We start from the raw sequence: 13131 nt of genomic DNA on the forward strand, positions 1-13131 counted from the left end.
GGGGTGGCCGGCCGGTGCCCGGCCGGCCACCCCGCGTCCGTCAGCGGTTGGCCCTGTTGACCGCGGAGACGACCGCCCGCAGCGCCGACGCCACGGTGGAGGTGTCCACCCCGACTCCCCAGAGGACCCGGTCGTTCACCGCGCACTCCACGTAGGAGGCGGCCTTCGCGTCGTCGCCGGCGGACAACGAGTGTTCGACGTACTCCAGCACCCGGACGTCGTAGCCGACCGTGGCCAGCGCGTCCACGAAGGCGGAGATCGGCCCGTTGCCGGCGCCGGTGATCTGCTGCTCCTCGCCCTCGACCACCACGTCCGCGACGATCTTGCTCGTCCCGCCGCCCTGGACCTGGTACCCCCCGAGCCGGAGCGGCGTCACCGCGTCCAGGTACTCGGTCGCGAAGACGTCCCACATGGCCTTCGGGTCGACCTCGCCGCCCTCCGAGTCGGTGACCCGCTGGACGAGCTTGGAGAACTCCATCTGGAGCCGCCGCGGCAGGTCGAGCTGGTGTTCGGTCTTCATCACGTAGGCGACTCCGCCCTTGCCGGACTGGGAGTTGACCCGGATGACCGCCTCGTAGCTCCTGCCGACGTCCTTGGGATCGATGGGCAGGTAGGGGACCGCCCACCGGTACTGGTCGACCTCGACACCGGCCCCGGCGGCCTCCGCGCGCAGCGCGTCGAACCCCTTGTTGATGGCGTCCTGGTGGCTGCCCGAGAACGCGGTGTACACCAGGTCGCCGCCGTAGGGGTGCCGTTCGGGGACCGCGAGCTGGTTGCAGTACTCCACCGTCCGCCGGACCTCGTCGATGTCGGAGAGGTCGAGTTGGGGGTCCACGCCCTGGCTGAAGAGGTTCATGGCCAGCGTGACCAGGCAGACGTTCCCGGTGCGCTCACCGTTGCCGAACAGGCAACCCTCGATCCGGTCCGCGCCGGCCTGGTAACCCAGCTCGGCGGCCGCGACCCCGGTTCCCCGGTCGTTGTGGGGGTGCAGTGAGAGCACGATCGAGTCCCGGCGGGCCAGGTTCCGGTGCATCCACTCGATGGAGTCCGCGTAGACGTTCGGGGTGGCCATCTCCACCGTGGCCGGCAGGTTGATGATGACCGGGTTCTCGGGAGTGGCGTTCCAGATCTCGGTGACCGCGTCGCAGACCTCCACGGCGTAGGAGAGCTCGGTGCCGGTGTAGGACTCGGGCGAGTACTGGAAGCGGAACTCCGTGTCCGGGTACTTCCTGGACACGGCCAGCACGGTCTCCGCTCCATCCGTGGCGATCTTCTTGATGCCGGCGCGGTCCTTCCGGAACACCACCTCGCGTTGCAGGATGGACGTCGAGTTGTAGAGGTGCATGATCACCTTCGACGCGCCGGCCACGGCCTCGAAGGTGCGTTCGATGAGCTCGGGACGAGCCTGGGTCAGCACCTGGATGCTGACGTCCTCGGGAACCGCCTCGTCCTCGATGATCTCCCTGACGAAGTCGAAGTCCGTCTGACTGGCGGCCGGGAACCCGACCTCGATCTCCTTGAACCCCATGCGCACCAGGAGGTCGAACATCCGACGCTTCCTGGCAGGGGACATCGGGTCGACCAGTGCCTGGTTGCCGTCCCTCAGGTCGACCGCGCACCACAGCGGTGCCTCGCTGATCGTCCGGTCCGGCCAGGTCCTGTCGGGCAGGGAGATCGGCTCGACCTGCTCGGCGAAGGGCCGGTACCGGTGGAAGGGCATGGCGCTTCCGAGCTGGCGGTTCCAGTGCGGCTGTCCGGCGGGTGCCGGCCGGGACGGGGTCCGGAGCCTGCTGGCGGCTGCGGTCAGCGCGTCGGAACTGGGGATGCTCACGTGGTCTCCTCTGCTGCCTGTGCTGTGTGCGACGACCGGCGTCGGCAAACCTCCGCGCCGGGGAGCCGGTCTGGTCAGACCCCGTCGCGGCGGAGAAGCAGCAGGCCACGAGCCACGGGCCGAGCCTAACCCCGACCGGGGCCCGACCGGAAGCCGCCCGTCCACAGTCTGGGCGTTCACCCCGGTGACCAGGGGAGACGGCCCACCCGGTGTTCCGCCACGTCGCCCACCACGCATCCAGGGTGCCGGTGGGCCCTCCCGCCCCGGTGACCACGTGGTGGAGCACACCCGGGATGTCGCGGGTGCGGCGACCGCTCGGCCGTCCCCGGTCCTGGTGCGGCCGCCGGTGCCGTCCATCCGCCCGCTCGGCCCGCCAGCCGTTCCGCTCGTAGCCCGGGCGGTGAGACCCGCCCCCGCAGCCGAGCGGGGTGCGCCGAACTCGGCCGGTACCGGTGAGGAGGCGGAGGGCCGGACGTGGACCTTCCCTCCCCGCCCGCCACCCGGCACACTCGTGGGCATGGCGGCACGGAGACAGCACGGTCCCTCGACCGTGGCGACACTGATCAACCTCGTCGGCTTCGCGTTGGCCGCCATCCTGGTCGGGCACATCGTCTTCACCCTGTTCGGCTGGGGGGAGAACCAGGAGTTGGTCTCCACGGTCGCCGACGCGGCCGACTTCCTCTCGCTGTTCTTCCCCGGCCTCGTCGACGCGGGGAACCCCACCCTCCAGCTGCTGGCCGACTACGGGCTCGCCGCCGCGTTCTGGGTGCTCGTGATGGGTGTCGCCGCCAAGATCTTCGGCTGAGCCGCCGGAGCCGCCGGAGCCGCCGGAGCCGGCGCGGGCCGGCGCGCGGTTGGGGTCAGTCGGCTTCCGGGTACGCCGGATGCGCCCAGTCACCGTGGAAGACCAGTTCGGACAGGTCTCGGCGGACACGCGGTCGCGCGTCCCGCTCCCTCGTCCCCGGGTCACCAGTCCCCGGGGCGGCCAGGTGGCCCACGGCGATGACCACCCGGGCCTCGTGGCTGTCGGGGATGTCGAACAGCTCGGCGATCGCGTCGCTGTCGAAACCCGCCATCTGGTGGGCGACCAGGCCCTCCGCGACCGCCTGCAGGACCAGGTTCTGGGTCGCCAGCCCGAGGCCGTACTCCGCGTACGGCAGTGGTTGGCCGGTTCCGTCCAACACGGTCGCGACGCCGACGACGAGCGCTCCCGCCGACTGGGCCCACCCCCGGTTGCCCCGGTTCAGGGTCCGCAGGATGCGGTCGAACGTGTCGTCGCCCCGCCGGCCGAGCAGGTAGCGGGCCGGTTGGGTGTTCCCCCACGACGGCGCCCACCGGGCCGCCTCGAACAGGGCGCGCAGCGCCTCCTCGCCCACGGTCGCCGTCGGGTCCAGCGAACGGGGGCTCCAGCGGTCGGCGATCAGCGGGTGCACGGGGACACTGGTCTCGGCCCACCGGCCCCGCCGCTCGTCGGGTGCTTCGGTCTCCGTCACACGGCACCTCCGGGCCTCGGGCTCCGGCGCCACCCTACCGAGGGGCGGGGTACCAGGGCAGTCCCCGTGCTGGGTGCTTCGGCTCCCGCACCGTGTCAGATCGCGTAGGGCCAGGCGGTCAGCGCGTACGCCCCGAACCACGATCCCGTGACGACGACGCCGCACAGGACCGAGGCCACCGTCCCGGGACGGCGGCGGGACAGCGCGACGGCGGCGGGCAGCAGGAGGGTGAAGGCGGGCAACAGCAGACGTGCCTTCGAGTTCATCAAGCCGTTGGACCCGACGTCCATCATCAGCACGCCCGCCGCGTACACCATGAGCGGCCAGGAGACACCCGTGCGGACACCGACGAGCAGCAGCACCACCGCTCCCACCAGGATCGCCACCGTGGCGACCTCCAGCACCGAGGGAGCCGAGGCCAGCACGTCGGCGGTGAACTGGAGGGTCGCCGCTCCACCGTCGAAGCGGGAGTCCCAGCCCCGCTCCTGGAGGTCGAACCACCCCGTGAGCGAGCCGGTGCTCGCGGCCACCCAACCCAGGTAGGCGAGCAGGCCCAGCGGAGCGAGCAGACCAGCCACCCAGGGCCGCCACCCGTCGCGCCGGGAGAGGACCGCCACCAGCGCCGCGAGACCGACGGCCAGCACCAGCGCCCCGGCCGTGGGGCGCACCAGGCCCGCGACGGCGGCGCACAGCCCGGCGACCACCCAGCGCCGTTCGACGACCCCGACCAGCGCCCAGGCGGCCAGCGCGCAGAACAGGGCCTCGGAGTAGGCCATGGAGAGGACCACCGCCATCGGTGAGGCGGCGAACAGCGCCACCGTCAGCAGCCCCGCCCGGCGGGAACCACCGACGTGCTCGCCCAGCCGTGCCAGGGCGTAGGCGCAGGCGACACCCGAGACGGTGCTCACCGCGAACGCGGCGCCGACCAGGCCCGCGCCCGGCAGCTCGGCCACCCATCGCACCAGCACCGGGTAGCCGGGGAAGAACGCCAGCGGCGTCTCGTCCGAGCGGTTCCCGAAGGCGTCGACCAGGGTCGGCGGCACCCCCGCGTAGCCGTGCTCGGCGATGGCGAGGAACCACTGCCCGTCCCACACCGTGCGGGCGTCGGTGGTCGACACGTCGTTCGCGTCGGCCATCCAACCCAGCACGAGCAGCCCGATCCGCACAAGTGCGAGGTAGACCACACCGGGTGCCAACAGCTGGACCGCCGGGTGCCGCGTCCAGCCCGTCGGGGGCCGCCACCGGCGACCCGTCGAACCGACATCCCCACCCTGGTCAGGGTCGTCTTCCCGGGGTGTGTCCGCGCGGGCCGACCGGGCCTCCGCATCTACGCGCAACGCGCTCCTCCGCACCACTCGTCAACTCGGTCGCCCAGGCTACTTCGGGCCATTGGTACTCGGGTCCGGCGTTAGTTCTCTGTACGCTGACTTGGCGGCGGGGCTGTCCAACTGCTGCCGAGCTGCTTCGGGTCGGGCCGTCCCGCACTGCCAGACGGACTGACCTGAGGAGGTTTGGACACGTGGCGCTCGTCGTCCAGAAGTACGGCGGTTCCTCCGTGCAGAGCGCGGACCGCATCAAACGGGTCGCCGAGCGCATCGTCGAGACCCGCAAGGCGGGAAACGACGTCGTCGTCGTGTGCTCCGCGATGGGTGACACGACCGACGAGCTGCTCGACCTCGCCAAGCAGGTCTCGCCCTCGCCGCCGGAACGTGAACTCGACATGCTGCTGACCGCGGGTGAGCGGATGTCCAACGCCCTGGTCGCGATGGCGATCCACTCACTGGGTGCCGAGGCGCTCTCGTTCTCCGGGTCCCAGGCCGGGGTGATCACCACCGGCGCCCACCAGAAGGCGCGGATCATCGACGTCACCCCGGGCCGGGTTCGCCAGGCGCTCGACGAGGGCTACATCGTCCTGGTCGCCGGCTTTCAGGGGGTGGCCCAGGACACCAGGGACATCACCACCCTCGGTCGTGGCGGGTCGGACACCACGGCGGTGGCCCTCGCCGCGGCCCTCAAGGCCGACGTCTGCGAGATCTACACCGACGTGGACGGCGTGTACAGCGCGGACCCCCGGATCGTCCCCGACGCCCGGCACCTGAGCATGGTCCCCTACGAGGAGATGCTCGAACTGGCCGCGTCCGGGGCGAAGGTGCTCATGCTGCGGTGTGTCGAGTACGCCCGCCGGTACGGGGTCCCGGTCCACGTCCGCTCGTCGTACAGCAAGAAGCCGGGAACCATCGTCACCGGGTCAGTGGAGGACCTTTCCGTGGAACAAGCCATGATCACCGGAGTCGCGCACGACCGTTCCGAGGCGAAGGTGACGGTGACCGGCGTGCCGGACAACCCCGGTGTCGCCGGGCGGATCTTCCGGGTCGTCGCCGACGCCGAGATCGACATCGACATGGTGCTGCAGAACGTGTCCGGCACGGTGTCCGGCCGCACCGACATCACCTTCACCCTGTCCAAGACCAACGGACCGACCGCGGTGTCGGAGCTGGAGCGGATCAGGGACGAGGTGGGCTTCGACCAGGTCCTCTACGACGACCACGTCGGCAAGGTCTCGCTGGTGGGCGCGGGAATGCGTTCGCACCCCGGCGTCACGGCCTCCTTCTGCGAGGCGTTGGCCACGGCCGGCGTGAACATCGAGATCATCAACACCTCGGAGATCCGGATCTCGGTGCTGATCCGGGACGACGACCTCGACGTGGCGGTGCGCGCCATCCACGACGCCTTCGGGCTCGGGGGCGATGAGGAAGCCGTGGTCTACGCGGGAACCGGACGCTGACGGCGGACCGACCAGAAGTCGAGAGGAAGAACCAGAACATGGACGACACCACCGGCCGGACCCGCCCGACGATCGCCGTCGTCGGTGCCACCGGCGCCGTGGGCAGCGTGATGATCGACATCCTCAACGCCAGGGAGACCGTGCCCTGGGGTGAGATCCGCCTGATCGCCTCCGCGCGGTCGGCGGGCAAGCGGATCGCCGTGCGCGGCACCGAACTGACGGTGGTCGAACTGACCCCGGAGGCGTTCGACGGCGTCGACGTGGCCTGCTTCGACGTTCCCGACGAGGTCTCCGCCGAGTGGGCCCCGGTCGCGGCCGCCCGAGGAGCCGTGGTGGTGGACAACTCCGGCGCCTTCCGGCTCGACCCGGAGGTCCCCCTCGTGGTGCCGGAGGTGAACGCGGAGCAGGTGCACCGGCGGCCCAAGGGGATCATCGCCAACCCCAACTGCACGACGCTGTCGATGATGGCGGCCCTCGGCGCGCTGCACCACGAGTTCGGGCTGACCGAGCTCGTGGTGGCGTCGTACCAGGCGGCGTCCGGTGCCGGCCAGGCGGGCGTCGACCGGCTCCACGCCGAGGTCGCCGCCGTGGCGGGCAAGGACGTCGGCAACCGGTCGGGTGACGTGGCGGAGGCCCTGGCGGCCGCGGGGCTGCCCTCGGAGTCGCCGTTCCCCGCCCCGCTGGCGCTGAACGTCGTGCCCTGGGCTGGCTCCCTGAAGGAGGACGGCTGGGCCTCCGAGGAGTTGAAGGTGCGCAACGAGTCCCGCAAGATCCTCGGGATCCCGGGCCTGAAGGTGTCCGCGACCTGCGTGCGGGTTCCGGTCGTCACCACGCACTCCCTCGCGGTGCACGCCACGTTCGGGCGGCAGGTGACGGTGGCGGCCGCGCGCGAGGTCTTCGCCCGCCAGGAGTCCGTCGTGCTCCTGGACGACCCGGAGCAGGGGGTCTTCCCGACCCCGGCGGCGGTGGTCGGCGGTGACCCGACCTACGTCGGTCGCATCCGCCAGGCGTTGGACTTCCCGAACACCCTCGACTTCTTCGTGTGCGGGGACAACCTCCGCAAGGGCGCCGCCCTCAACACCTACGAGATCGCGGAGAAGGTCGCCACGTCCTGACCTGACGTAGCACCCGTTCAGATGAGCGGCTCGTCGACACCGGCGGGCCGCTCGTCGCTTGTCGCCGTTCACTCGACGCATTTCACCCGGTCGCGCGGAGAATCGCCGAAAAGCCGGGTTGACGAAGCGCCGTTGTGTTTAACGCATCGCGCGGGGCGAGAGACGGGAGAGCACTGTGGTCGGGGAGAGCAACTTCGGACGGGAAGGACGCGAGGACCTCGGGAAGGCGGTCCCGGAGGGCGGTGGGCGCTCGACGGGCAGCGGTCCGCTGGCCGGCGTCCGGGTGGTGGAGCTGGCGGGCATCGGCCCCGCGCCGTTCTGCGGCATGTTGCTCGCCGACCTGGGAGCCGAGGTCGTCCGGGTGGACCGGCCCGACGGCGCCCACCTCATCGACGCCGGTCGGCACGACCTGCTGGGGCGCGGCAAGCGTTCGGTGGCCGTCGACCTGAAGGACCCACGCGGCGCGGCGGCGGTCCGCGACCTCGCGGCCAGCGCCGACGTGCTGATCGAGGGGTTCCGGCCCGGAGTCGCCGAGCGGCTGGGGGTCGGGCCCGCCGACTGCGCGGCGAGGAACCCGGCCCTGGTGTACGGGCGGATGACCGGGTGGGGGCAGGACGGACCCCTCGCGCACACCGCGGGCCACGACATCGGCTACATCGCCGTCACCGGGGTGCTGCACTCCATCGGGCGAGCCGGGGCCGCGCCGAGCATCCCGCTGAACCTGCTCGGCGACTTCGGCGGCGGGGGGATGTACCTGGCCGTGGGCGTGCTCGCCGCGTTGCTGCGCGTCGCCCGAGGGGGCGAGGGGCAGGTGGTCGACGCCGCCATCGTCGACGGGACCACGCACCTGGCCACCTTCGTCCACGCGATGCTCGCGGCGGGGCGGTGGCGTGACGAGCGGGGGACGAACCTGCTCGACTCCGGTGCCCCCTACTACGAGGTCTACGAGGCGTCGGACGGCGGCTACCTGGCGGTGGGTGCGTTGGAGCCGAAGTTCTACGCGGAGTTCCTCCGGCTGCTGGGTGTTCCCGCCGAGGAGGGTGGGCGTGAGCCGGGTCGCTGGGCCGAGCTGCGGGAGACGCTGGCGGACGCGTTCCGGACCAGGACGAGGGACGAGTGGGCGTCCGTCTTCGCCGACAGCGACGCCTGCGTGGCCCCGGTGCTGTCGTTGCAGGAGGCTGCCGGCCACCAGCAGCTCGCCGCGCGAGGCACCTTCGTCACCGTGGAGGGGGTCTCCCAGCCGGCCCCCGCCCCTCGTTTCACGGGAACCCCCGCCGCCCTGCCCGGCCGTCCCGCGCTGCGCGGCGAGCACAGCGAGGAGGTGCTCCTCGAGTGGGGAGTCGCGAACACCGCGGCTCTGCTTGCCTCCGGTGTGGTCGTGCAGCGGGATGAGCTCGCCGGGGAGCAGGTGACGGCGGACACCCTCGCGCCCTGAGATCGGCCACCTCGTCGTGGCGGGCACCGGGCGGGGCCGGTGGTGCGTGCCCGGCCGGGGGAGGAGCCCCGTTGTCGTGGCCTCGGCGGGCCGCGCCGGACCAGGCCGGGGAGTGGGCGCGGCCGGCCGCCGGCTCCGGTCGGCGCTCGTGGACCTCACGCTTCCGCCGGAGTACACGGGTCCGGGCGTGGTGCGCACCGGGGCGCCAGCCGGTGGTGGGCCGGGCAGCGCGGACGGGCGGGCGTGGTGTGGGGCACCGCGGGCTACCGCCGTCGACGGCTGGTCAGGGACAGTGTGCGTTCCGTTTCCGCGACGGACAGCCAGAGTTGACCACATCGGTTACTTGACTGATTCCAGATTAGGTGCTGAACTGGGGACACCATGAACGACGCCCACGCCCTGTCACCGGCCCCGCAGGCCGTCCCGGACGCTCGGGACGCCCTGCGGGCCGCTGGGCTGCGAGTGACCGCCCCACGACTGGCGGCGCTCGAATGGCTCGCGAACAATCCGCACCAGACGGCCGACCAGGTGGCGGTCGCGGTGCGTGCGCGCTTGGGGACGGTCTCCACGCAGGCCGTCTACGACGTGCTGCACGCCTGCACCTCGGCCGGGTTGCTTCGCCGGATCGAGCCGGCCGGACATCCGGCGCGGTTCGAGACACGGACCGGGGACAACCACCACCATCTGGTCTGTCGGCGGTGCGGACGTACCACCGATGTCGACTGCGTTCGCGGCGCGGCGCCCTGCCTGCACCCGTCGGACGTCGCCGGTTTCACGGTGGACGAGGCGGAGGTCGTGTTCTGGGGCCTGTGCGCCGAGTGCGCGGGTTGAGAACGGGTAGTTCCCACCACGGACGGAACGACGAGGAGGACGGCGTGGCCGAGGCGCGCTACACCACGAACAACGTCGGGATCCCGGTGGCGAGTGATGACCACTCGCTGACCGCGGGCCCGAACGGGCCGATCCTGTTGCAGGATCACTACCTGATCGAGAAGAACGCTCAGTTCAACCGCGAGCGGGTGCCCGAGCGGGTGGTGCACGCCAAGGGCGGGGGCGCCTTCGGGTTCTTCGAGGTCACCGAGGACGTCAGCCAGTACACGAAGGCCGCCGTCTTCCAGCCGGGAACGCGGACCGAGAGCCTGGTCCGGTTCTCCACGGTCGCCGGGGAGCTCGGCTCGCCGGACACGTGGCGGGACCCCCGGGGGTTCGCGATCAAGTTCTACACCTCCGAGGGCAACTACGACATCGTCGGGAACAACACGCCCATCTTCTTCATCAGGGACCCCATCAAGTTCCCCGACTTCATCCGGTCGCAGAAGCGCCGCGCGGACAACCACCTGCGTGATCACGACATGCAGTGGGACTTCTGGACCCTCCAGCCGGAGTCGGCCCACCAGGTGACCTGGCTGATGGGTGACCGGGGTCTGCCCCGGACGTGGCGGCACCAGAACGGCTACGGCTCGCACACCTTCCTCTGGGAGAACGCGGGCGGCGAGAAGTTCTGGATCAAGTACCACTTCAAGACCGACCAGGGCATCGAGTACCTGACCCAGAGCGAGGCCGACCAGCTCGCCGGCCAGGACGCCGACTACCACATCCGCGACCTCTACAACAGCATCAAGGCGGGCGACCACCCGTCCTGGACGCTGTACGTGCAGGTCATGCCCTACGAGGACGCGGCCGACTACCGCTTCAACCCGTTCGACCTGACCAAGGTGTGGCCGCACGGCGACTACCCGCTGATCAAGGTCGGTCGGATGGTCCTCGACCGCAACCCGGACAACTACTTCGCGCAGATCGAGCAGGCCGCGTTCGAGCCGACGAACATGGTGCCGGGCATCGGTCCGTCCCCGGACAAGATGCTGCTCGGGCGGATGTTCTCCTACCCGGACGCCCACCGGTACCGGATTGGCGCGAACTACGCACAGCTGCCGGTGAACCAGTCCAAGTCGCCCGTCAACAGCTACTCCAAGGACGGCGCGATGCGGTACTCCAACCCGGGCGACCCGGTCTACGCGCCCAACTCGTTCGGCGGCGCGCACGCCAACGCCGCGGTGGCGGGCGAGGCGGCAGCCGGCTTCGGTGTGCGCGACGAGATCGTCCGCTCGGCCTACCAGCTGCACTCCGAGGACGACGACTTCGGTCAGCCGGGGACGCTGGTCCGGGAGGTCCTCGACGACGACCAGCGCGCTCGGCTGGTCGGCAACATCGTGGGGCACCTGAGCAACGGGGTGTCCAAGCCGATCCTGGAGCGCGCGCTCCAGTACTGGCGCAACGTCGACAAGGGCCTGGGCGACAAGGTCGCCGAGTCCTTCGACAGCTGACGCGCCGACCGGGGGCGGCTGTCGCCCCTGCCGCGCCCTCCGGCCCGGCCAGCCCACCGCGGCTGGCCGGGCCGTGGCATGTCCGAGGGTCGAGGCCGGCTCGTCCCGGTGCCACTCCTGTTCCGCCTCCGCACCGCGACGCACTCCGCCGGAGATCACTCGCTCGCGTCACGTCCTCCCCCTTCTTGGCGGTACCCGTGTGGGCTGGATGGCGGCACGATCGACTGGTGTGAAATTCACCATCATTCGACGTGATGGGTTGTTCGGTGGCATGAAGGGGGCGAGCGACGATGGCGCACGCGACCTGGCTGGCCGAGGTCCTGCGGGAGAAGGGGCTGCGGGTCCACGAGGAAGCCGGCTGGAAGGAACGCGGGCACGGCGGTCTCGGGGAGATCCGGGGCGTGATGCTGCACCACACGGCCGGGCCGGCGGAGGGGAACTACCCGTCGCTCGCGGTGGTCCGCGACGGGACCTCCGCCCTCGCCGGGCCGCTGGCCCAGCTCGGGCTGGCGCGTGACGGCACGTGGATGGTGATCGCGGCCGGACTCGCCTACCACGCCGGCCGGGGAGGCCCCTGGCGCGATGTCCCCGTCGACACCGGGAACGAGCACCTGCTCGGCGTCGAGGCCGAGTCGGTGGGTACCCGGCGGGACTGGACGGAGGAGCAACTGGAGGCCTACCCGCGGGGTGTGGCCGCCCTGCTCGCCCATCTCGGCCTTGGAGTGGAACGCACCATCGCCCACAAGGAGTGGGCTCCGGGCCGGAAGAACGACCCGGCCCACTGGCCCGGCGACATGCGGGCCTTCCGGGACACGGTGGCCGGCCACCTGGGAGCGTGACCGATGACCGCCGTACCCCCGCCCACCGCCGAGGAGATCGCCCGCGCGGTGTGGAACGCCTTCATCAACTTCCACGGCACCGGCCGAGGTGCGCCGGCCTGGCAGATGCTGTCCGAGGCCAGCAAGTACGCGGGCCTCGCCGCCGCCAACACGGCGGCCGTGCCGGTCGGTGTCACCACCGCGGAGGAGTCCCCGGCCGTCCTGCCGGTGAACATGATGACCGCGAGCCTGTACGCGCTGCTCCACCGGGCGAGCCCTGCGACGGGTGCCGGCGAACCCCAGCCGGCCTCGAGCCAGGCCAGCACCCCGGGAGCGGGGATCACGGCGAGCCTGCGGCGGTCCTTCCTCGACCTGCTCCGGGAGGACGTCCTCGCCGTTCTCGGGCCGGACCACGCGTCCGAGGCCGAGCGGATCGTAGGCCGGGTGGCCGCTCGGATCACCAGCTGACCAGCGTCCGGCTCGCCCCGTCCCGCGTCCCCCCGCCCCGGCTGGGAGGTGTCTTGACCTCGACCCAAGTAGAGGTCATAGGCTCGGGACCCCGTCGGGTCGCACGGTGTGGGAACAGCCGTTTCGGCGGGTCACAGGAGCCGACGTGGATGGCAGGATGGGGAATCATGACGATCACGGTGGTGGGCCTGGGCGGTTCGATACGCGACGACTCCCAGTCCGAGCGGGTGCTGAGGACCGTGCTGGCCGGCGTGGCCGAGCGCGGCGCGAAAACCTCCATCCTGACCGGTTCGGATCTCCTCCTCCCCTTCTACGACCCGGCGATCAGCGAGCGCACCGAACGCGCGGAACGGCTGGTGGCCGAGCTGCGGGACGCCGACGGGGTGGTGCTGGTGTCGCCGGGCTACCACGGCACCGTGTCCGGTCTGGTGAAGAACGCGCTCGACTACGTCGAGGACCTCCGCCCGGATGACCGGCCCTACCTGCACGGACGCGCCGTCGGCTGCGTCGCGACCGCCAGCGGGTGGCAGGCCGGTGTCAGCACCCTGAACGCCCTCCGGTCCATCGTGCACGCGCTCCGGGGTTGGCCGACTCCACTCGGAGCCGCGTTGCACTCAGGACAGGTGCGGTTCGACGACATCGGGGGCTGCTCCGATGCCGGTGTTGCCGACACCCTGCGCACGATCGGGGAGCAGGTCGTGGACTTCGCCGAGCAGTACCGGCGCTGACCAGCCTCCGGTCCCGTCCTGGCTCGCCACGCCCCCGTCGAGCCCCCGGGCCCGGTCCCACCAGTGGCCGGACAGCGGGCGTGCGCCACCGCCCCACCCTCGCTGGCGAGCATAATCACCGAACTCCCGGGTAC

General features: G+C 71.4%; 12 protein-coding genes. 9 read left to right on the plus strand and 3 right to left on the minus strand.

Annotation, left to right across the window (positions count from 1 at the left end; genetic code table 11):
* Positions 1 to 40: 40 nt before the first annotated feature.
* Positions 41 to 1831, minus strand: a complete 1791-nt coding sequence (gene leuA / locus ACTIDRAF_RS0219245) for a 2-isopropylmalate synthase (RefSeq protein ID WP_016700355.1) — start codon at positions 1829 to 1831, stop codon at positions 41 to 43.
* A 517-nt stretch (positions 1832 to 2348) separates the two neighbouring features.
* On the opposite strand from leuA, the gene ACTIDRAF_RS0219250 reads away from it, so the two are divergent.
* Positions 2349 to 2636 (plus strand): hypothetical protein, encoded by a 288-nt coding sequence (locus ACTIDRAF_RS0219250; protein ID WP_026066285.1) that lies wholly within the window; start codon positions 2349 to 2351, stop codon positions 2634 to 2636.
* Positions 2637 to 2691: 55 nt separating this feature from the next.
* Here the strand turns inward: ACTIDRAF_RS0219250 and ACTIDRAF_RS0219255 are convergent, their stop codons facing one another.
* Positions 2692 to 3324 carry a nitroreductase family protein gene (locus tag ACTIDRAF_RS0219255; protein WP_016700357.1) on the minus strand — a complete coding sequence of 211 codons (633 nt, stop codon included), beginning with the start codon at positions 3322 to 3324 and terminating at the stop codon, positions 2692 to 2694.
* 95 nt (positions 3325 to 3419) lie between these two features.
* The gene (locus tag ACTIDRAF_RS0219260; RefSeq protein ID WP_245533584.1) at positions 3420 to 4520 is read right to left on the minus strand and encodes a mannosyltransferase family protein; all 1101 of its coding nucleotides are present in this window, start codon (positions 4518 to 4520) and stop codon (positions 3420 to 3422) included.
* Between the two features lie 323 nt (positions 4521 to 4843).
* Here ACTIDRAF_RS0219260 and ACTIDRAF_RS0219265 point away from each other — a divergent pair, with 323 nt between their 5' ends.
* From ACTIDRAF_RS0219265 to ACTIDRAF_RS0219295, 8 genes are all read left to right on the plus strand, one after another.
* The gene (locus tag ACTIDRAF_RS0219265) at positions 4844 to 6109 is read left to right on the plus strand and encodes an aspartate kinase (protein ID WP_016700359.1); all 1266 of its coding nucleotides are present in this window, start codon (positions 4844 to 4846) and stop codon (positions 6107 to 6109) included.
* Positions 6110 to 6147: 38 nt separating this feature from the next.
* The gene (locus ACTIDRAF_RS0219270) at positions 6148 to 7224 is read left to right on the plus strand and encodes an aspartate-semialdehyde dehydrogenase (protein WP_016700360.1); all 1077 of its coding nucleotides are present in this window, start codon (positions 6148 to 6150) and stop codon (positions 7222 to 7224) included.
* Positions 7225 to 7399: 175 nt separating this feature from the next.
* A complete protein-coding gene (locus ACTIDRAF_RS0219275; protein WP_016700361.1) occupies positions 7400 to 8659 on the plus strand; it encodes a CaiB/BaiF CoA transferase family protein in 1260 nt (419 codons plus the stop codon).
* Positions 8660 to 9040: 381 nt separating this feature from the next.
* Entirely contained in the window at positions 9041 to 9490 is a 450-nt protein-coding gene (locus ACTIDRAF_RS0219280; RefSeq protein WP_016700362.1) for a Fur family transcriptional regulator, read from the plus strand.
* 44 nt (positions 9491 to 9534) lie between these two features.
* Complete coding sequence (locus ACTIDRAF_RS0219285) at positions 9535 to 10983, plus strand: catalase (RefSeq protein ID WP_016700363.1); 1449 nt, start codon at positions 9535 to 9537, stop codon at positions 10981 to 10983.
* A gap of 290 nt (positions 10984 to 11273) precedes the next feature.
* Positions 11274 to 11822 carry a peptidoglycan recognition protein family protein gene (locus tag ACTIDRAF_RS29855; protein WP_016700364.1) on the plus strand — a complete coding sequence of 183 codons (549 nt, stop codon included), beginning with the start codon at positions 11274 to 11276 and terminating at the stop codon, positions 11820 to 11822.
* 3 nt (positions 11823 to 11825) lie between these two features.
* Positions 11826 to 12269: a hypothetical protein gene (locus ACTIDRAF_RS29860; RefSeq protein WP_016700365.1), complete on the plus strand. Its 444-nt coding sequence runs from the start codon at positions 11826 to 11828 to the stop codon at positions 12267 to 12269.
* Between the two features lie 167 nt (positions 12270 to 12436).
* Positions 12437 to 12997 (plus strand): NADPH-dependent FMN reductase, encoded by a 561-nt coding sequence (locus ACTIDRAF_RS0219295; RefSeq protein ID WP_016700366.1) that lies wholly within the window; start codon positions 12437 to 12439, stop codon positions 12995 to 12997.
* Positions 12998 to 13131: the final 134 nt, after the last annotated feature.

Origin of the sequence: Actinoalloteichus spitiensis RMV-1378 (assembly GCF_000239155.1) — a bacterium.
Lineage (GTDB): Bacteria > Actinomycetota > Actinomycetes > Mycobacteriales > Pseudonocardiaceae > Actinoalloteichus_B > Actinoalloteichus_B spitiensis.